Annotated in this window: 13 protein-coding genes, 1 tRNA gene and 1 rRNA gene; 13 read left to right on the forward strand and 2 right to left on the reverse strand. The window is 70.0% G+C overall.

The annotated features are described in order from the left end of the window. The 3 genes from rrf to ACZ44S_RS12090 form a co-directional block, all read left to right on the forward strand. Window positions 1–91: ribosomal RNA gene (rrf, locus tag ACZ44S_RS12080) — 5S ribosomal RNA — on the forward strand; the annotation flags it as partial. 114 nt (window positions 92–205) lie between these two features. Continuing rightward, complete coding sequence (locus ACZ44S_RS12085; RefSeq protein ID WP_466928067.1) at window positions 206–868, forward strand: DegT/DnrJ/EryC1/StrS family aminotransferase; 663 nt, start codon at window positions 206–208, stop codon at window positions 866–868. A gap of 77 nt (window positions 869–945) precedes the next feature. Further along, window positions 946–1,018 (forward strand) — tRNA-Thr (locus ACZ44S_RS12090). 71 nt (window positions 1,019–1,089) lie between these two features. Here ACZ44S_RS12090 and ACZ44S_RS12095 read toward each other — a convergent pair. Continuing rightward, window positions 1,090–3,843 (reverse strand): SpoIIE family protein phosphatase, encoded by a 2,754-nt coding sequence (locus ACZ44S_RS12095; protein WP_466927500.1) that lies wholly within the window; start codon window positions 3,841–3,843, stop codon window positions 1,090–1,092. A gap of 414 nt (window positions 3,844–4,257) precedes the next feature. Here ACZ44S_RS12095 and ACZ44S_RS12100 point away from each other — a divergent pair, with 414 nt between their 5' ends. The 10 genes from ACZ44S_RS12100 (at window position 4,258) to ACZ44S_RS12145 (ending at window position 19,088) form a co-directional block, all read left to right on the forward strand. Beyond that, window positions 4,258–9,726, forward strand: a complete 5,469-nt coding sequence (locus ACZ44S_RS12100) for a HAMP domain-containing protein (protein ID WP_466927502.1) — start codon at window positions 4,258–4,260, stop codon at window positions 9,724–9,726. Between the two features lie 307 nt (window positions 9,727–10,033). Beyond that, window positions 10,034–10,711, forward strand: a complete 678-nt coding sequence (locus ACZ44S_RS12105; RefSeq protein WP_466927505.1) for a response regulator — start codon at window positions 10,034–10,036, stop codon at window positions 10,709–10,711. A 175-nt stretch (window positions 10,712–10,886) separates the two neighbouring features. Then, window positions 10,887–13,619, forward strand: a complete 2,733-nt coding sequence (locus ACZ44S_RS12110; protein WP_466927507.1) for a DNA translocase FtsK — start codon at window positions 10,887–10,889, stop codon at window positions 13,617–13,619. 252 nt (window positions 13,620–13,871) lie between these two features. Beyond that, a complete protein-coding gene (locus ACZ44S_RS12115; RefSeq protein ID WP_466927509.1) occupies window positions 13,872–14,705 on the forward strand; it encodes a helix-turn-helix domain-containing protein in 834 nt (277 codons plus the stop codon). Between the two features lie 93 nt (window positions 14,706–14,798). Continuing rightward, entirely contained in the window at window positions 14,799–16,274 is a 1,476-nt protein-coding gene (rimO, locus tag ACZ44S_RS12120; protein WP_466927512.1) for a 30S ribosomal protein S12 methylthiotransferase RimO, read from the forward strand. After that, window positions 16,271–17,125, forward strand: coding sequence for a CDP-diacylglycerol--glycerol-3-phosphate 3-phosphatidyltransferase (pgsA, locus tag ACZ44S_RS12125; protein WP_466927514.1), 855 nt, complete (start codon window positions 16,271–16,273; stop codon window positions 17,123–17,125). The genes rimO and pgsA overlap by 4 nt, the downstream gene beginning before the upstream one ends. After that, the gene (locus tag ACZ44S_RS12130) at window positions 17,122–17,667 is read left to right on the forward strand and encodes a CinA family protein (protein ID WP_466927515.1); all 546 of its coding nucleotides are present in this window, start codon (window positions 17,122–17,124) and stop codon (window positions 17,665–17,667) included. Before pgsA ends, ACZ44S_RS12130 begins: the two co-directional genes overlap by 4 nt. Before the next feature lie 109 nt (window positions 17,668–17,776). Further along, window positions 17,777–18,157, forward strand: coding sequence for a helix-turn-helix domain-containing protein (locus tag ACZ44S_RS12135; protein ID WP_003993396.1), 381 nt, complete (start codon window positions 17,777–17,779; stop codon window positions 18,155–18,157). Window positions 18,158–18,351: 194 nt separating this feature from the next. Next, complete coding sequence (locus ACZ44S_RS12140; RefSeq protein ID WP_466927518.1) at window positions 18,352–18,822, forward strand: Dps family protein; 471 nt, start codon at window positions 18,352–18,354, stop codon at window positions 18,820–18,822. 56 nt (window positions 18,823–18,878) lie between these two features. After that, on the forward strand, window positions 18,879–19,088 hold the full coding sequence (locus ACZ44S_RS12145; protein WP_466927521.1) for a hypothetical protein: 210 nt from the start codon (window positions 18,879–18,881) through the stop codon (window positions 19,086–19,088). Window positions 19,089–19,144: 56 nt separating this feature from the next. Here ACZ44S_RS12145 and ACZ44S_RS12150 read toward each other — a convergent pair whose 3' ends face one another. Then, window positions 19,145–19,951, reverse strand: a complete 807-nt coding sequence (locus ACZ44S_RS12150) for an Fpg/Nei family DNA glycosylase (protein ID WP_466927523.1) — start codon at window positions 19,949–19,951, stop codon at window positions 19,145–19,147. Window positions 19,952–20,001: the final 50 nt, after the last annotated feature.

Consider the following 20,001-nt stretch of genomic DNA (forward strand, 5'->3'; position numbering starts at 1 on the left):
GCCCGGTTACATTCCGAACCCGGAAGCTAAGCCTTACAGCGCCGATGGTACTGCAGGGGGGACCCTGTGGGAGAGTAGGACGCCGCCGAACAATTATTCAAAGGGTTGGACCCCGAACTTCGGTTCAGGGTCCAACCCTTTTTTGTTCTGCGTCACTTGAAGTTCACGTTGCGCAACCAACATCCCTCCCATGGGTACTGCTGCACTGCTCAGGGCTGCCGGTATCGGCGCGGGTGACGAGGTCGTCGTACCTGCCTTCGGCAACGTGGAAGTTGCCGAGGCCGTGGCGGCGGCAGGGGCGATGCCGGTGTTCGCCGACATAGATCCGTCGACGTACTGTCTGGAGCCGGCCGCGGTGGAGGCGGCCGTAACTCCGCGAACGGCGGGCGTCGTTGTCGTGCACCGCTTCGGCCGGCCCGCCGATGTCGGGCCGCTGCACGCGCTCGGCCGACGGCACGGGCTGCTGGTGCTGGAGCACGGGGAGCCTGAGGCGCCGCACGACGAGATAGCCCGGCGGCGGGAGCGGGCGGCGTTCCTCGACACCAGGCTGAGGGGTGTGCGAACACCTGAGGGCGGGGTCGGGCACACCTACCAGCAGTACGTCGTGCGGGTACCGGGCAACGGACGGCCCGATCGGGACGCCTTCGCACGGGCCATACGGGCCAAGGGCGTTGAGTGCCGGGTACCGGTGAAGACCCCCGTGCACCGGCTGCCTGATTTTCGGCAGTACGTGTCCCTGCCCGAGACCGAGAGGGCCGCGGACGAGGCGCTCGCGCTTCCCGTGGACGGCACGCTGACGAAGAGGGAGATGCAGCGGATCGCGTCCGCGTGCAACGCGCTGGGCGGGCTGCTGCAGCCGGCCCTCTGAGCGCGGTTATGAGCACCGTGCTGTTCGGGGTATGATCTATTCCGTTGCCGCGAGGGAAACCTCGAACGAGGCGACAGGCCCCTATAGCTCAGTCGGTAGAGCGTCTCCATGGTAAGGAGAAGGTCAACGGTTCGATTCCGTTTGGGGGCTCCGAGAGAAAGGCCCCGCCCATTCGGGCGGGGCCTTCTCCATGTTTCTCCACGCCGTCGGCGGGGCGCTCCCTAGTCTTTGTGCAGGCCCGGGACACGCATGGCGAGGATGGCCATGTCGTCGGACGGGGCGTCAGTCGCGAAGCGCTCCACCGCGCGCATGATGCGCGCCGCGACTGCCCCGGCCGTGAGTCCCGTGCAGGTCGTCAGGACCTCGGCGAGGCCGTCGTCGCCCAGCATCCTGGAACCCTCGCGGCGTTCGGTGACGCCGTCGGTGACACACAGAAGGACATCGCCGGGGTCGAGGGTGACGGTCTGCTCGTACAGCTCGAGGTCTTCCAGGACGCCGAGGAGGGGCTGCGGTTCGGCGGCCGGTTCGACCGTGCCGTCCTGGCGGAGCCGCAGCGGGAGGGGATGGCCCGCGCAGACCACCTTCAGTTCCGCGCTGCCGTCCTCCTGCGGGCGCATCTCGCCGTACAGGAGGGTGAGGAAGCGGCTGCGGGCGCCCTCGTCGAGGATCGCTGAGTTGAGACGCTCGAGGACCGCCGGGCCGCTGAGACCCTCGCGTGCGAGCAGGCGGAGCGCATGCCGGGCGAGGCCGGTGACGGCCGCCGCGTTCGGGCCCGTACCGCAGACGTCGCCGATGGCGAAGCCGTAGGCGCCGTCGCTGATCGGGAAGAGGTCGTAGAAGTCGCCGCCGACCTCGTTGCCCTCACCGGCGGCGCGGTAGATCACCTCGACCTCGACGCCGTCGATCGTCGGCAGCTCGGGCGGCAGGAGGCTGCGCTGGAGGGACTGGCTGATGGCCGTGCGCTCGGAGTACAGGCGGGCGTTGTCCAGGGCCAGGGCGGCCCGCCGGGAGAGGTCCTCGGCGAGCTCCAGGATTTCCTGGCGGAAGTGCTCGTCGCTCGGCTTGCCGAGCGTCAGCATGCCGATGACGCGGTTGCGGGCGACCAGGGGGAGGACCACCGTCTCGCCGCCGAGCGCGGAGGCCGTGGCGAGGGTGGGGCCGATGCCCGTGGTGACGTGCCGGGTCGGGCCGCCGCTGAGGCCGAGGCTGCGCATGGACGTGCGCAGCGCCGCCTGGTGGGCGACCTCCGCGGGGGCCGACCAGACACGGGCGCCCGGAGTCGGGACCGGATCGGGCGGCGGGATCTTCGACAGCAGGGACTTGATGCCGTCGATCAGCTCCTCGTCCTCATGGAGCACGTAGGAGAGGTACGGCTCGGAGGCCTGGTCGGCGATCGTGTAGACGGCGCACCAGGTGGCGAGGGTGGGGACGGTCATCTGGGCCATCAGAGCCAGGGTCTGGTCCCGGTCCAGGGTGCCGGCCAGCAGGTCGGAGGCCTCGACGAGGAAGCTGAGCGAACCGCGGCGCAGACGCTCCAGCTCGCCCAGGCGGGCGGACTCCACCGCGAGCGCGATGCGGTCCGCCGCGAACTGCAGGCGCAGCGCCTCCTCGTTCGAGTACCTTCCGGGCGCCTCGGCGGCGACGCCGAGGGAGCCGGTGAGACGGCCCTCGACCTTCAGCGGGACGGTGACGACCGAGCGCATGCCGGTGCCGTTGAGGAGGGGGACCGCGCCGGAGACGGCGGTGAGATCGTCGTGGACGGCCGGCATGCGGGCGGAGCCGTAGCGGCCGGGGCCGGCCTCGACGGGGACGCGGGCGAAGCGCTGTCGGGCCGAGGGAAGGCCGGTGGAGGCGCGGACCTCCAGTTCGGTCTCGTCGTCGGTGGCGAGGAGCAGGAACGCGGAGTCGCCGTCGAGCATGTCGCGGGCGCGTTCCACGGTGCGCTGGAGCAGGCCGTCGAGGTCGTCCGGCGCGGGGGAGCCGATGAAGACCTCGAACGGGTCGGTGCTCTGGCCGTCGGAGGCGCCGGACGTGTCGGTCGACGGGCCGCGCAGCGGGCTCTGCAGAACCGCCCGTTCGTGGTCCCGCACGAGCAGACAGACGGTTGACGGTTCCCCGTCGGTGTCGCGGACCCGCAGGTGGGAGGCGTACACGGGGATCACTCGGCCGTGGGATCCCCTGATGCCGTAGCTGCCCTCCCAGCGGGAGAGCTGGAGGGCGTCGGCGATGCCGGTGCCGGTGCCCGGGGTGTGCGGCCAGGCCGCGAGGTCCGTGAGCGGCTTGCCGGTGACCTGCTCGGCGGTATAGCCGAACAGTTCCTCCGCGTCCTCGTTCCAGGCGCTGATGGAGCCGGTGCGGTCGATCTGTACGACGGCGACGCGGACCCGGGTGTCGGCGAGGGGGAGCAGGTGGGCCGGCAGGGCAGGGCCGGCGGCGCGGGTGCCGACCGCGCGCTCGGGAAGGTGGAGCTGGAACCAGACGGTCTTGTGGGTGGGTGTGTAGTCCACACCCCAGTGGCCCGCCAGGGCGGCGCACAGCTGGAGTCCTCGGCCGCCCTCGCGGTCGGGGCTGCCCATGTCGATCGGCGAGCCCTGAAGGGGGATCTCCCGTTCCGGATACCGGTCGGCCACCTCGATCCGGACGCCTTCGTCGCTGCGCAGGCAGAGCAGATCCGCGGCGGTGCCGGCGTGCACCACGGCGTTGGTCACCAGTTCGCTGGTGAGTACCACGGCGTCGTCGACGATGTCGCCGAAGCCCCAGCCCTGCAGGGTGTCGCGGACGAACGAGCGGGCACTGGCGACCGATCGCCCCAGGGGCTCGAAGCTGGCGGCCGCGCGCGCGGTGATCACAGAACTCCTCGACCGGTTCTCGACGGGCATGGCTCCCTGGCCGACCGGCTCGTGCCGCTGGTGCGGCAGGCCGTCAGTCGGCCGTGGGTCCGGGGGCTGTTCCCCCGGGATCAGTCCGGTGGTCATGTGTGCGGCCGCCCCTCCGATGCCCGCTCGTCTCCTGCCACCGCCCAGGCCGGACGGACCGGCGTGGCTGGACAGCCGGATGCAAGGTTACTTACCTTCGCGGTCCGAGCGGATGCCGGTCTGCTGTGTTTCCGTCCGGAGGTGTTCGCCATCCGGCGGGTGTGCGGACGATGTGCGAAGCTGCCGAACTGTTATGGCCTGGTTCGGCGGGGGTGAAACACTGGGCAGGGTTGTAGTGAAGGTCCGGGCAGGCCGTGTGTCTTCCGCGCCGGGTGGGCAGCAGCCCCCTGGCGGCACCTTGGAACGTCGGGCAGTACATCGCGGTAGTACGGAAAAAGCACAGTAGTAGCGGGACGCCCCCTGGTGGTGCGCCCGAGCACAGCGGTAACGGTCGACCCCTGCGGGAGGGACACAGTGGAGTCTGGCGCAGCGACGCGGGGCACGAAGACGACGCGCGCGAAAGGCGGACAGTCCCTGAGCAAGCCGGGAAAGGGGCGGGGCGGAACCACGACGGTGGACACGGCGGCCCTGAACCGTCTCCTGGGGGCGCTGGTGTCGATGCGGGACGGCAACTTCCGCAAGCGGCTCACGGTGTCCGGCGACGGCGTGATGTCGGAGATCGCGGCGGTCTTCAACGAGGTGGCCGACCGCAATCTCCACCTGACGGGCGAGCTGGCGCGGGTGCGCCGCATGGTCGGCCGGGAGGGAAAGCTCACGGAGCGGCTGGAGACGGGAGCCTCCGAGGGCTCCTGGGCGACCGCGATCGACAACTCGAACGCGCTGGTCGACGACCTCGTACGGCCGGTCTCCGAGGTCAGCCGGGTGCTGTCGGCGGTGGCCGAGGGCGATCTGTCGCCGCGCATGGAGCTGCGGACGCAGGCGGCGCCCGAGGGGGCCGGGCATCCGCTGCGGGGTGAGTTCCTCAAGGTCGCGCGGACCGTGAACAACCTGGTCGACCAGTTGTCGACCTTCACCGACGAGGTCACCCGGGTGGCCAGCGAGGTGGGCACCGAGGGCAAGCTGGGCGGACAGGCCCAGGTGCGTGGCATGTCCGGTTCGTGGAAGGACCTGACGGACTCCGTCAACACGATGGCGGAGCGGCTGACGGCGCAGGTGCGGGACATCGCGCTGGTGACGACGGCCGTCGCGAGCGGCGATCTGTCGCGCAAGGTCACCGTGCATGTCGAGGGCGAGATGCTCGAGCTGAAGAACACCGTCAACACGATGGTGGACCAGCTCTCCGCGTTCTCCTCCGAGGTGACCCGGGTGGCGCGCGAGGTGGGCACCGAGGGCGCTCTGGGCGGGCAGGCGCAGGTACCCGGGGTGGACGGCGTGTGGAAGGAGCTCACCGACTCCGTCAACACCATGGCCGGCAATCTCACCGCCCAGGTGCGCGGGATCGCCGAGGTGACGACCGCGGTCGCCAACGGTGATCTGTCGCGGAAGGTGACGGTTCCGGCGCGCGGTGAGGTCGCCCAGCTCGCCGAGACGATCAACCAGATGACCGAGACGCTGCGGATCTTCGCCGACGAGGTCACGCGGGTCGCCAACGAGGTCGGGGCCGAGGGACGGCTGGGCGGTCAGGCGAATGTGCCGGGTGCGGCGGGGACGTGGAAGGACCTGACGGATTCCGTCAACACGGTGTTCCGGAACCTGACCACTCAGGTGCGGGACATCGCGGCGGTGACGACGGCGGTCGCCAACGGCGACCTGTCGCAGAAGGTCACCGTGGACGTGGCCGGCGAGATGCTGGAGCTGAAGAACACCGTCAACACGATGGTCGACCAGCTGTCCGCCTTCGGTGCCGAGGTCACGCGGGTGGCGCGCGAGATCGGCGTCGAGGGTGAGCTGGGCGGCCAGGCGCAGGTGCCGGGTGCGGCGGGGACGTGGAAGGACCTGACGGACTCCGTCAACACCGCGTTCCGCAACCTCACCGGACAGGTGAGGAACATCGCCCAGGTGACGACGGCGGTCGCCAACGGCGACCTGTCGCAGAAGGTCACGGTGGACGTCTCCGGCGAGATGCTCCAGCTGAAGAACACCGTGAACACGATGGTGGACCAGTTGTCGAGCTTCGCCGACCAGGTCACGCGGATGGCCCGGGACGTGGGGACGGAGGGCCGGCTGGGCGGTCAGGCGCGCGTGGACGGCGTGTCGGGCACCTGGAAGGAGCTCACCGACTCCGTCAACTCGATGGCGTCGAACCTGACCGGGCAGGTGCGCAACATCGCGCAGGTCACGACGGCCGTCGCGCGGGGTGACCTGTCGCAGAAGATCGATGTCGACGCGCGCGGGGAGATCCTCGAGCTGAAGAACACCATCAACACGATGGTGGACCAGCTGTCGAGCTTCGCCGACCAGGTGACGCGGGTGGCCCGTGAGGTGGGTACCGAGGGCCGGCTGGGCGGTCAGGCGCAGGTGCCCGGGGTCGCCGGTGTGTGGCGGGATCTGACGGACTCCGTGAACGGCATGGCGTCCAATCTGACCGGGCAGGTGCGCAACATCGCGCAGGTGGCGACGGCGGTGGCGCGGGGTGACCTGTCGCAGAAGATCACCGTGGACGCGCGCGGGGAGATCCTCGAGCTGAAGAACACGCTGAACACGATGGTGGACCAGCTGTCGTCGTTCGCCGAAGAGGTCACCCGGGTGGCCCGTGAGGTGGGTACGGAGGGCATCCTCGGAGGGCAGGCCGAGGTGCAGGGTGTCTCCGGCACCTGGAAGGACCTCACGCAGTCCGTGAACGGCATGGCGAACAACCTGACCCTCCAGGTGCGCAACATCGCCGAGGTCACCACCGCGGTGGCCAAGGGCGACCTGTCGAAGAAGATCACGGTCGACGCCAAGGGCGAGATCCTCGAGCTGGTCACCACCGTCAACACGATGGTGGACCAGCTGTCGTCGTTTGCCGAGCAGGTGACCCGGGTGGCCCGGGAGGTGGGCACCGAGGGCATCCTGGGTGGCCAGGCGCACGTGCCGGGGGTCACGGGCATCTGGAAGGACCTGAGCGACAACGTCAACCTGATGGCGAAGAACCTGACCACGCAGGTGCGGAACATCTCCCAGGTCTCCGCGGCCGTCGCCAACGGCGACCTGACCCGGCAGGTCAGCATCGAGGCGCGCGGTGAGGTGGCGCAGCTCGCCGACACCATCAACATCATGGTGAAGACGCTGAGCGCGTTCGCCGAGCAGGTCACCAAGGTGGCCCGCGAGGTGGGCACGGACGGCATCCTGGGCGGTCAGGCGCATGTGCCGGGCGTGGCCGGCACGTGGAAGGACCTCACCGAGTCGGTGAACCAGATGGCGTCCAACCTGACCGGTCAGGTGCGCAACATCGCCATGGTCACGACGGCCATCGCCAAGGGTGACCTCACGAAGAAGATCGACATCGACGCGCGCGGTGAGATCCTCGAGCTGAAGACGACCATCAACACGATGGTGGACCAGCTGTCCTCGTTCGCCGAGGAGGTCACCCGGGTGGCCCGCGAGGTCGGCACCGAGGGCCAGCTGGGCGGCCAGGCCCGCGTGCGCGACGTCGACGGGACCTGGCGGGACCTGACCGAGTCGGTGAACGAGATGGCCGGGAATCTCACCCGGCAGGTGCGTGCCATCGCGCGGGTGGCGACCGCGGTGACCCGCGGTGACCTGAACCTGAAGATCGACGTGGACGCGTCCGGGGAGATCCAGGAACTCCAGGACTACATCAACAAGATGATCGCCAACCTGCGCGACACCACGATCGCCAACAAGGAGCAGGACTGGCTCAAGGGCAATCTCGCCCGGATCTCCGCGCTGATGCAGGGCCGCCGCGACCTGGACGACGTGGCCTCGTTGATCATGAGCGAGCTGACGCCGGTGGTGTCCGCGCAGCACGGCGCGTTCTTCCTGGCGATGCCGCTGGTCGACGGCGAGGACCTGAACGCGGCGGACGACGACCAGTTCGAGCTGCGCATGCTCGGCTCGTACGGCTACTCCATGGGGTCCATGCCGACGTCGTTCCAGCCCGGTGAGGGGCTCGTCGGGACGGCCGCCATGGAGAAGCGCACGATCCTGGTCGAAAACGCGCCCAGCGGCTATCTGAAGATCTCCTCGGGGCTCGGGGAGGCACCGCCGGCCCAGGTGATCGTGCTCCCGGTGGTGTTCGAGGGGAAGGTGCTCGGCGTCATCGAGCTGGCGTCGTTCACGCCCTTCACGGCGATCCAGAAGGACTTCCTCAACCAGATCGCCGAAATGATCGCGACGAGCGTCAACACGATTTCGGTCAACACCAAGACCGAGCGGCTGCTGGCGCAGTCCCAGGAGCTGACCGAGCAACTTCGGGAGCGTTCGGCGGAGTTGGAGCAGCGGCAGAAGGCGCTTCAGGCGTCCAACGCCGAACTGGAGGAGAAGGCCGAGCTGCTGGCCCGCCAGAACCGCGACATCGAGGTGAAGAACACCGAGATCGAGGAGGCGCGGCAGGTCCTGGAGGAGCGCGCCGAGCAGCTCGCCGTGTCCATGCGCTACAAGAGCGAGTTCCTGGCCAACATGTCGCACGAGCTGCGCACGCCGCTGAACTCGCTGCTGATCCTGGCCAAGTTGCTCGCCGACAACGCCGACGCGAACCTGTCCCCGAAGCAGGTCGAGTTCGCCGAGACCATCCACGGCGCCGGGTCCGACCTGCTTCAGCTCATCAACGACATCCTGGACCTGTCGAAGGTCGAGGCGGGCAAGATGGACGTCTCCCCGACGCGCATCGCGCTCGTCCAGCTGGTGGACTACGTGGAGGCCACCTTCCGGCCGCTGACCGCGGAGAAGGGCCTGGACCTGTCCGTACGCATCTCGCCGGAGCTGCCCGCCACGCTGCACACCGACGAGCAGCGGCTGCTGCAGGTGCTGCGGAACCTGCTGTCCAACGCGGTGAAGTTCACCGACTCCGGATCGGTGGAGCTGGTCATCCGGCCCGCCCGGGACGACGTCCCGCAGGCCATCCGGGAGCAGCTGCTGGAGACCGGCTCGCTGACCGACCCGGACGCGGACCTGATCGCGTTCTCCGTGAGCGACACGGGCATCGGCATCGCGGCCGGCAAGATGCGGGTGATCTTCGAGGCGTTCAAGCAGGCCGACGGCACCACCAGCCGCAAGTACGGCGGCACGGGCCTCGGACTGTCCATCTCGCGGGAGATCGCCCAGCTGCTCGGCGGTGAGATCCACGCGCAGAGCGAGCCGGGCCGCGGCTCGACGTTCACGCTGTACCTGCCGCTGCACCCGAGCGAGCTGCCGCCGCACGGCTACGCCCAGCCCATGACGCCGCTGGACGCCGGGGACCTGGTGGCGTCGGCGGAGCTGTCCGCACCGCAGGCGGAGACGCCGTCCGAGGTGAAGTCGTACCGGGACACCCAGAACGGCCCGGCCGCGCTGTTCCGGCGCCGTCGCAGGGTCTCGCTCGAGCAGCGGCCCGCCGTCGAGCCGGAGCAGTGGCCCGAGGCGGAACAGGAGCCGGCGCCCCGCACGACGCGCCGCGGTATCCGCTTCGGCGGGCAGAAGGTGCTGATCGTCGACGACGACATCCGCAACGTCTTCGCGCTCACCAGCGTCCTCGAGCAGCACGGCCTGTCCGTGCTGTACGCGGAGAACGGCCGGGAGGGCATCGAGGTGCTGGAGCAGCACGACGACGTGGCGGTCGTGCTGATGGACATCATGATGCCCGAGATGGACGGGTACGCCACGACCACGGCGATCCGCCGGATGCCGCAGTTCGCCGGACTCCCGATCATCGCCCTCACCGCGAAGGCGATGAAGGGCGACCGGGAGAAGGCGATCGAGTCGGGCGCCTCCGACTACGTGACCAAGCCGGTCGACCCCGATCATCTGCTGTCGGTGATGGAGCAGTGGATGCGGGGGGAGTGAGACCGGCGCCTGGAGGGCGCGCGAATGTGACGGGAAGCTTCGGTGTTCACCCGGAGTTGCTGAGGCGGTGCGCGCGAAGTCGTGTAGAAGTACGGGATTCGGGGAACCTTCTGGTCTCCCGCCGCGTTTCTGCTACGTGCACAGTGACATCGCGGTGACAGGGTGTGGCGACAGGCGGGGTGCGGCTACGATGACCGGCACAAGGACGGGCGGCGCAAGGGAGTCGTCCCCTGGGGCGGTACCCACAGGTACATCCCCAGGTCCTGCGGACAGGGGAGGCCCCAAGCCGGGGCGAGGAGGGCGGGCCATGGTGCAGAAGGCCAAGATCCTCCTGGTCGATGACCGGCCGGAGAATCTGCTGGCGCTGGAGGCGATCCTCTCGGCGCTCGATCAGACGCTGGTGCGGGCATCGTCCGGGGAAGAGGCGCTCAAGGCACTGCTCACGGATGATTTCGCGGTCATTCTGCTGGATGTCCAGATGCCGGGCATGGACGGTTTCGAGACGGCCGCGCACATCAAGCGGCGGGAGCGGACCCGGGACATCCCGATCATCTTCCTCACCGCGATCAACCACGGCCCGCACCACACCTTCCGCGGGTACGCGGCGGGAGCGGTGGACTACATCTCCAAGCCGTTCGATCCGTGGGTGCTGCGTGCGAAGGTTTCGGTCTTCGTCGAGCTGTACATGAAGAACTGCCAGCTGAGGGAGCAGGCGTCGCTGCTGCGGCTCCAGCTGGAGGGCGGCGAGAAGGAGGCCGGTGAGGCCAAGGAGTCGGCGGGACTGCTCGCCGAGCTCTCGGCGCGGCTCGCGGCCGTCGAGGAGCAGGCCGAGGCGCTGACCAAGCAGCTCAACGACGAGTCGACCGACGCGGCCGCGGTGGCCACGGCGGCCCACCTGGAGCGCAAGCTCACGGGGTTGCGGCGGGCGCTGGACGCCCTGGAGCCGGGAACCGGCAGCGCGTCGTCGGTGCCCTCGCAGAACTGATCCCGCCCGCAGGGGCCTTGACCGGCCCCCGGCCGCGGACCGGACCTGAGGGGGCGTCAACTGTCCGTCCCCCCGGGCTCCCCGCGTCAGCTTCGCGCCTCGCCGAGAGCGACACGAACGGGTGAAGCATCCGCCACGCGTGTCACCGGCCGTCTCCACCGGTAACCTCACACCCATGGCCTCACGTCCCTCCGCAGCCAAGAAGCCGCCCGCGAAGAAGGCGGCCGCTTCCGCGAAGGCTCCGGCGAAGAAGGCCGCTGCCAAGAAGGCCCCGGCGAAGAAGGCTCCGGCGAAGAAGGCCGCGGCCAAGAAGCCGGCCCCCGCACCGGCACCCAACCCCACCAGTGGCGTGTACCGGCTCGTGCGCGCCCTGTGGCTGGGCCTCGCGCACGCCGTCGGCGCGGTCTTCCGCGGCATAGGGCAGGGTGCCAGGAACCTCGACCCGGCACACCGCAAGGACGGCCTCGCGCTGCTCCTGCTCGGCATCGCCCTGATCGTCGCCGCCGGTACCTGGGCCGACCTCAAGGGTCCCGTCGGCGACCTCGTGGAGATCCTGGTCACCGGCGCCTTCGGCCGGCTCGACCTGCTGGTGCCGATCCTGGTCGCCGTCATCGCCGTACGGTTCATCCGGCACCCGGAGAAGCCCGAGGCCAACGGACGGATCGTCATCGGTCTGTCCGCGCTCGTCATCGGCGTGCTCGGGCAGATCCACATCGGGTGCGGGTCGCCCGCCCGCAGCGACGGCATGCACGCCATAAGGGACGCCGGCGGCCTGATCGGGTGGGCCGCGGCCACACCGCTGTCGTCCACCATGACCGACGTCCTCGCCGTGCCGCTGCTGGTGCTGCTCACCGTCTTCGGTCTGCTGGTCGTCACGGCCACCCCGGTCAACGCCATCCCGCAGCGCCTGCGGCTGCTCGGCGTACGGCTCGGACTCGTCCACGAGGCCGAGCCCGAGGAGTTCAGCGAGGACGACGCGCGCTACGACGATCAGTGGCGCGAGGCGCTGCCCGCGAGCCACCGCCGACGACGGCCGGCCCCCGAGGAGTACGACCCGGACGGCGCGGAGCCGGAGGCACTGTCCCGGCGCCGTTCCCGGCCCCGCAGGTCGGCGGTGCCGCAGCCCGACATGGACCGGCCGATGGACGCGGTGGACGTGGCCGCCGCCGCGGCCGCCGCCCTCGACGGTGCCGTGCTGCACGGCATGCCGCCCTCGCCGATCGTCGCCGACCTGACCCAGGGCGTGAGCACCGGCGACCGTGAGCCGACGACGCCGACGCCGGTTCCGGCCGCCCGCCCGCATCAGGAGAAGCCGAAGGCGGACAGGCAGAAGCAGGAGAAGCCCCCGGCGGGCGTCCTGGACATGACCAAGGAGCCGCCCCGCGAACCCCGCGACCTGCCGCCCCGCGCGGAGCAGCTCCAGCTCTCCGGCGACATCACCTACTCCCTGCCCTCACTCGACCTGCTCACCCGCGGCGGCCCCGGCAAGGCGCGCAGCGCGGCCAACGACGCCATAGTCGAAGCGCTGCGGAAGGTCTTCACGGAGTTCAAGGTGGACGCCGCCGTCACCGGCTTCACCCGCGGCCCGACGGTCACCCGCTATGTCGTGGAACTCGGTCCGGCCGTGAAGGTCGAGCGGGTCACCGCACTGACCAAGAACATCGCGTACGCCGTCGCCAGCCCGGACGTGCGGATCATCAGCCCGATCCCCGGCAAGTCCGCGGTCGGCATCGAGATCCCGAACACCGACCGGGAGATGGTCAACCTCGGAGACGTACTGCGGCTCGCGGAGTCCGCCGAGGACGACGACCCGATGCTGGTCGCCTTCGGCAAGGACGTCGAGGGCGGCTACGTCATGGACTCGCTGGCGAAGATGCCGCACATGCTGGTCGCCGGCGCCACCGGCTCCGGCAAGTCGTCCTGCATCAACTGTCTGATCACCTCGGTCATGATGCGGGCGACCCCGGAGGACGTCCGGATGATCCTCGTCGACCCCAAGCGCGTGGAGCTGACGGCGTACGAGGGCATCCCGCACCTGATCACGCCGATCATCACCAACCCCAAACGGGCCGCCGAGGCGCTGCAGTGGGTCGTCCGCGAGATGGACCTGCGCTACGACGATCTGGCCGCCTACGGCTACCGGCACATCGACGACTTCAACCGCGCGGTGCGCGAGGGCAAGGTCAAGCCGCCCGAAGGCAGCGAGCGGGAGCTTCAGCCGTACCCGTACCTGCTGGTGATCGTCGACGAGCTGGCCGACCTGATGATGGTCGCCCCGCGCGACGTCGAGGACGCCATCGTGCGCATCACCCAGCTCGCGCGGGCGGCCGGCATCCACCTCGTGCTCGCCACCCAGCGGCCCTCCGTCGACGTCGTCACCGGTCTGATCAAGGCGAACGTGCCGTCCCGGCTGGCGTTCGCCACCTCCTCGCTGGCGGACTCGCGGGTCATCCTCGACCAGCCCGGCGCCGAGAAGCTGATCGGCAAGGGCGACGGGCTGTTCCTGCCGATGGGCGCGAACAAACCGACCCGTATGCAGGGCGCGTTCGTGACCGAGGAGGAGGTCGCGGCCGTCGTCCGGCACTGCAAGGACCAGATGGCGCCCGTCTTCCGGGACGACGTCACCGTGGGGGCCAAGCAGAAGAAGGAGATCGACGAGGACATCGGCGACGACCTCGACCTGCTGTGCCAGGCGGCCGAGCTGGTCGTCTCCACCCAGTTCGGCTCGACGTCCATGCTCCAGCGCAAGCTGCGCGTCGGCTTCGCCAAGGCCGGCCGGCTGATGGACCTCATGGAGTCCCGTAACATCGTCGGACCGAGCGAGGGTTCGAAGGCTCGTGACGTTCTTGTGAAGCCTGATGAGCTGGATGGCGTGCTCGCCCTGATCCGGGGGGAGTCTGAAGGGTAGGCGAACGGGACGCGGCCGTCACCTCAGGGCACCCGGGTGGTCGATCGTGACCCAGCTGTAAGGGATCATTGAGCAACCGTTTCCCGTCGGCGTACGTCAAGTTGAGGGAAACGACAAACTGCAGGTCCACCATCGGGATGTCGGGCCATTCCGATGGCGTACAAAGTCCGACCGCCCGGTTGCCCCACCCTCTCGTACCCCTCCTAGACTGAACCTCCAGCACAGGCGGCTACACGCTCGAAAGGCGCCCCCGTGTCCATCGGCAACTCCCCTGAAGACGAGCGTCCGTTCGAAGACGTTTCCGAGGAAGCCCGCCCCTCCGTCGGCCGAGCGCTGCAGCAGGCGCGCATCGCGGCCGGGCTCACCGTCGACGACGTCAGTACCGCCACCCGCGTCCGTATCGGCATCGTGCGCGCCATCGAGGCGGACGACTTCGCGCCCTGCGGCGGCGACGTCTACGCACGCGGGCACATCCGGACCCTGGCCAAGGCCGTGCACCTCGACCCGGCCCCGCTGATCGCCCAGTTCGAGACCGAGCACGGCGGCGGCCGTCCGGCCCCGACCCCGGCCGCCCCCCTCTTCGAGGCGGAACGCATCCGTCCGGAGCGGCGCGGACCCAACTGGACCGCGGCCATGGTCGCCGCGATCGTCGTCGTGATCGGCTTCGTCGGCTTCACGATGGTCAAGGGCGAGGACGAAGGCGGCAAGACGAACGTCGCCGACGACGCCACACCCAGCAAAAAGGCCTCACCCACCCCCAAGTCCAAGAAGCCCGTCGACCCCGAGCCGAAGCCGTCGGACAGCGCCATCGCCGCCGCACCGCAGGACAAGGTGACGGTCCAGGTCACCGCCGCCGACGGGCGCAGCTGGATCTCCGCCAAGGACCACAACGGCCGTCTGCTGTTCGACGGACTGCTCAAGCAGGGCGAATCCAAGACGTTCCAGGACAGTTCCAAGATCAACCTGGTGCTCGGCGACGCCGGCGCGATCGACCTGTTCGTCAACGGCAAGAAGATCGAGGACGACTGGCAGCCGGGCGCCGTCGAGCGCCTGACCTACACCAAGGGCGACCCGCAGGCCGGATAAGCGGTACCGAAGCACACATCGGCGACGGGGTCGGTCATGATCGGCCAACCCCGTCGACGTGGGGTGTCGGCGGGACGAAGTAGTCTTGAGTCCATGCCTGAACGCCGTACCGTCGCACTCGTCACCCTTGGCTGCGCCCGTAACGAGGTGGACTCGGAGGAGCTCGCAGGCCGTTTGGAGGCGGACGGCTGGCAGCTCGTCGAGGACGCCGAGGACGCCGACGTCGCCGTCGTGAACACCTGTGGATTCGTCGAAGCCGCGAAGAAGGACTCGGTCGACGCCCTCCTGGAGGCCAACGACCTCAAGGGGCATGGAAGAACGCAGGCCGTCGTCGCCGTCGGCTGCATGGCCGAGCGGTACGGCAAGGAACTCGCCGAGGCCCTGCCCGAGGCCGACGGCGTGCTCGGCTTCGACGACTACACCGACATCTCCGACCGCCTCCAGACCATTCTGAACGGCGGCATCCACGCCTCCCACACCCCGCGCGACCGGCGCAAGCTGCTGCCGATCAGCCCGGCCGAGCGGCAGGACTCCGCCGCCTCCGTCGCGCTCCCGGGACACGGCCCGGTGGACCTCCCCGAGGGCCTCGCCCCGGCCTCCGGGCCCCGCGCGCCCCTGCGCCGCCGGCTCGACGGCTCCCCGGTGGCCTCCGTGAAGCTCGCCTCCGGCTGCGACCGGCGCTGCTCCTTCTGCGCCATCCCCTCCTTCCGCGGCTCCTTCATCTCCCGCCGCCCCAGCGACGTGCTGAACGAGACACGCTGGTTGGCCGAACAGGGCGTGAAGGAGATCATGCTGGTCTCCGAGAACAACACCTCCTACGGCAAGGACCTGGGCGACATCCGCCTGCTGGAGTCCCTGCTGCCCGAGCTCGCCGAGGTCGACGGCCTCGAGCGGGTACGGGTCAGCTACCTGCAGCCGGCCGAGATGCGGCCCGGCCTGATCGACGTGCTGACCTCCACCCCGAAGGTCGCCCCCTACTTCGACCTGTCCTTCCAGCACTCCGCGCCCGATGTGCTGCGCGCGATGCGCCGCTTCGGCGACACCGACCGGTTCCTCGAACTGCTCGACACCATTCGGAGCAAGGCGCCCCAGGCCGGTGTCCGTTCCAACTTCATCGTCGGCTTCCCCGGCGAGTCCGCGGCCGACCTGGCCGAGCTGGAGCGCTTCCTGAACCACGCGCGGCTCGACGCCATCGGCGTCTTCGGCTACTCCGACGAGGAGGGCACCGAGGCGGCGACGTACGAGCACAAGCTGGACGAGGAGATCGTGGCCGAGCGGCTGGCCCGTGTCTCGCGGCTGGCCGAGGAGCTCGTCTCGCAGCGCGCCGAGGAGCGGGTCGGCGAGACCGTGCACGTGCTGGTGGAGTCCGTGGACGAGGAAGAGGGCGTGTACGGGCGGGCGGCGCACCAGGCTCCCGAGACGGACGGCCAGGTGCTGCTCACGAGCGGCGAGGGTGTGAGCGTCGGCCGTATGGTCGAGGCGAAGGTGGTGGGCACGGAAGGTGTCGACCTGGTGGCCGAGCCGCTTGCCCAGGGTTCGCTCGCGTGGAGTGAGGAGGCGGGCAGATGACGGGTGTCCCGGCATCGGCGGCGGGTGGCCCCTCCGGCGCGAGGAGGGCGGCGGGCACCGCGCCCGGAGGCCTGCCGGGGTCCGGCCGCGCGGTCGCGCGTGAGGCGCGCGGCGCGGCTCCGGGCTCGTCCGGCGGCGGCACGGGCGGGGCACACGCGCACGGCGACGAGACGGCTCCGGTCACCTCGTTCCACGACGGCGTCGACTCCGAGGACGGCACCAGGCCCGCGCGGGGAGCGAAGATCGCGGCGGCGGCCGTCAACCAGGCCAGCGTCTGGAACATCGCCAACCTGCTCACCATGCTCCGGCTGCTGCTGGTGCCGGCGTTCGTGATGCTGATGCTCGCCAACGGCGGTCACGACCCGGCGTGGCGGTCGTTCGCCTGGGCAGCCTTCGCCATCGCCATGATCACCGACCTGTTCGACGGGCATCTGGCGCGCACCTACAACCTCGTCACCGACTTCGGGAAGATCGCCGATCCCATCGCCGACAAGGCGATCATGGGAGCGGCGCTGATCTGTCTCTCGGCGCTGGGCGATCTGCCGTGGTGGGTCACCGGCGTCATCCTCGGCCGGGAACTCGGCATCACCCTCTTGCGTTTTCTGGTCATCCGCTACGGCGTCATCCCCGCCAGCCGAGGGGGCAAGCTCAAGACCCTCACGCAGGGCATCGCGGTCGGTATGTACGTCCTGGCGCTGACCGGGTGGCTGGCCACCCTGCGGTGGTGGGTGATGGCTGCGGCGGTCGTGCTGACCGTGGCGACCGGGCTCGACTATGTGAAACAGGCCATTGTGCTCCGCAGGCGGGGAATCGCCGAGCGCAAGGCGGCGTTGGAGGAGACGGAAGCGTGAGTTCGAGGGCCTCCGACGTGGTGCGACTACTCACCGTCAACGGCGGAACGCTCGCCGTCGCCGAGTCGCTGACCGGTGGCCTGGTGGCGGCGGAGATCACGTCGGTGCCGGGGGCGTCCAAGGTCTTCCGGGGCTCGGTGACGGCCTACGCCACCGACCTGAAGCAGCGGCTGCTCGGCGTGGACGCCACTCTGCTGGCGCAGCGCGGAGCCGTGGATGAGCAGGTGGCGGCCCAGATGGCGGCCGGTGTCCGGGCAGCTCTGGGCGCCGACTGGGGCATCGCCACCACGGGCGTCGCCGGTCCGGACCCTCAGGACGGACAGGCCGTCGGAACGGTGTTCGTGGCCGTGGACGGGCCTTCCGACCCCGGCTCCCCTTCCGCCGGTGGCGGAAAAGTGGAGCATCTGCGGTTGAACGGCGACCGCGCGGAAATTCGTATGGAGAGTGTACGGAGCGTGCTCGCGCTGCTTCTGACGGAGCTTGCGGGCGAACAGACCGGGAATGAGCGGGCACAGGATACGGAACGGAACGGGGGGTTTTGATGTTTGCAGCCCTGAGTGAACACGACATCGCTCCCCGCACGGCCGCGGCGCGAGGCGGTACGGTGGGGCGAGAAGGATGCGGCTACGCGGTCCGAGGAGGGAGCCACCGATGATTCTGCTCCGTCGCCTGCTGGGTGACGTGCTGCGTCGGCAGCGCCAGCGCCAGGGCCGTACTCTGCGCGAAGTCTCCTCGTCCGCCCGAGTCTCACTCGGCTATCTCTCCGAGGTGGAGCGGGGGCAGAAGGAGGCTTCCTCCGAACTGCTCTCCGCCATCTGCGACGCGCTGGACGTACGGATGTCCGAGCTCATGCGGGAAGTGAGCGACGAGCTCGCCCTCGCCGAGCTGGCCCAGTCTGCTGCAGCGACCCCCAGCGAACCCGTACCCACGCCGGTTCGTCCGATGCTGGGTTCTGTTTCGGTGACCGGTGTGCCACCGGAACGGGTGACCATCAAGGCGCCCGCCGAGGCGGTGGACGTCGTCGCCGCGTGAGCACGGCGTCCGGCGCCTGCGCGGTGTGAGTTTGTGAGATGCCCCGGTAGGGGCCCTTCCGGAGATCCGGAGGGGTGCCGCCGGGGTTTTCGCATGCACGGGCGCTTCCGGAGTGTGCCCGGTGTGCGTTTGCCGGTGCCGGACGGGGCCGTCATCGTTGAAGGACGAGGCGGGGGTCAGCCACGGAGGTGCGGATGTACGTCGTGAAGAGCCCGTTGTCCGACGAGAACCTGAAGACCGTGTCCGAGGCGCTGCAAGGTGCCCTGGCCGACCTGGTGGACCTCGCCCTGGTGGCGAAGCAGATCCACTGGAACGTGGTCGGACCGCGCTTCCGCAGTGTGCATCTCCAGCTCGACGAGGTCGTGGCTCTGGCACGTCAGCACTCCGACACCGTGGCCGAGCGCGCGGCGGCCCTCGGTGTCTCGCCCGACGGGCGGGCCGCGACGGTGGCCGTCGGCAGCGGGATCGGCGTGACGCCGGAGGGCTGGGTCGACGACTCGACGGCGGTGAGCACGATGGTGGACGCGCTGGGTGCGGTGATCGCCCGGATGCGCGAGCGGGTGACGTCGACCGAGGAGCCGGATCCGGTGAGCCAGGACATCCTCATCGCGGTCACCGGGGACCTCGAGAAGCAGCACTGGATGTTCCAGGCCGAGAACGGGTGACCGACCCGGCCGTATCGGGATGCGGCCCCGGGCCGGTAGTGCGCTGGACGGCCGTTGTGGCGTTCGGGGCACTGTGGTGGTGGGCGGTGCTGCGGCTGCTGCTGGTGCCCGGCGCCGGTGCGCTGGAAGGGGCGGTCGCGGCCGGCGGGTGGGGGCTCAGTGTGCTGCCGGTGCACTGCATGCCCAAGGCCCGTGCACAGGGGGCCCTGGCGGCGGGGCGGTGGCGGCGGGCCTGGCGGCCGGGCGCACCTCACGAGCGGTACTGAGTGTGCGGTGCGCGATGTCTGTGACCGGTCGATCAGCGGGACCGCGACCGGTCGGATCAGCGGGACCGCGCGGGGGCCGGACCCGGCTGGCAGGTGGGGCACCAGTACGTGGGGCGCTCGCGGGAGCCGTCGCCCTGGTCGGCGACCCGGACGGGCGTGCGGCAGCGCAGACAGGGGCGGCGGGCGCGGCCGTACACGAAGAGGTCCTGGCCGCGCCGCCCCGTCGTGCTGCGAATCGGGCGTTCGCGGTTGAACTCCAGCAGTCTTCGGGCGAGTTCCGGCAGTTTCGCCGTACGGTCGGCGGGCAGGTCGCCCACGGGAAGCCAGGGCGTGGCGCCCAGCAGGAAGCAGAGCTCGCTCTTGAAGACATTGCCGATACCGGCCAGGTTCCGCTGGTCGAGAAGGGCCTCACCGAGCGGACGGGCCGGGTCCTTCAGAAGGTTGGCCAAGGCGACGTCGGGATCCCAGTCAGGGCCGAGGAGGTCGGGTCCGAGGTGGCCGACCGCGCGGTCCTCGTCGCCGGTGCGGATCAGTTCCAGCACGGGCAGCCGATAGCCGACGGCCGTGCGCTCGGCGTTGCCGAGGATCGCGCGGATCTGGTGCGCCGGACCACCGTTCCAGCGCTGCCCGTCGGCGAACACCCGCCAGGATCCGTCCATCCTCAGGTGCGAGTGCAGGGTCAGGCCGCCCTCGATGCGGGTCAGCAGGTGCTTGCCGCGCGGAGTGACGTCCAGCACCGTGCGGCCCGTGAGATCGGCCGTGGCGTACCGGGGCACCCGAAGGTCGCTGCGGGTCAGCACCCTGCCCGCGAGGGCATCGTGCAGCCGCCGCGCGGCCTGCCAGACCGTATCTCCTTCGGGCATGGGTCAAGGGTGACACGTCGGACGGGGCGGGGCCGGGCGCGCGGTCGGCC

The organism is Streptomyces malachitofuscus (assembly GCF_055571035.1).

Excerpts from the sequence above, each read along its gene's own strand:
- ACZ44S_RS12095 (WP_466927500.1), bottom strand. The coding sequence starts at position 3,843 with ATGACCACCGGACTGATCCCGGGGGAACAGCCCCCGGACCCACGGCCG.
- ACZ44S_RS12105 (WP_466927505.1), top strand. The coding sequence starts at position 10,034 with ATGGTGCAGAAGGCCAAGATCCTCCTGGTCGATGACCGGCCGGAGAAT.
- ACZ44S_RS12110 (WP_466927507.1), top strand. The coding sequence starts at position 10,887 with ATGGCCTCACGTCCCTCCGCAGCCAAGAAGCCGCCCGCGAAGAAGGCG.
- rimO (WP_466927512.1), top strand. The coding sequence starts at position 14,799 with ATGCCTGAACGCCGTACCGTCGCACTCGTCACCCTTGGCTGCGCCCGT.
- pgsA (WP_466927514.1), top strand. The coding sequence starts at position 16,271 with ATGACGGGTGTCCCGGCATCGGCGGCGGGTGGCCCCTCCGGCGCGAGG.
- ACZ44S_RS12135 (WP_003993396.1), top strand. The coding sequence starts at position 17,777 with ATGATTCTGCTCCGTCGCCTGCTGGGTGACGTGCTGCGTCGGCAGCGC.
- ACZ44S_RS12140 (WP_466927518.1), top strand. The coding sequence starts at position 18,352 with ATGTACGTCGTGAAGAGCCCGTTGTCCGACGAGAACCTGAAGACCGTG.
- ACZ44S_RS12150 (WP_466927523.1), bottom strand. The coding sequence starts at position 19,951 with ATGCCCGAAGGAGATACGGTCTGGCAGGCCGCGCGGCGGCTGCACGAT.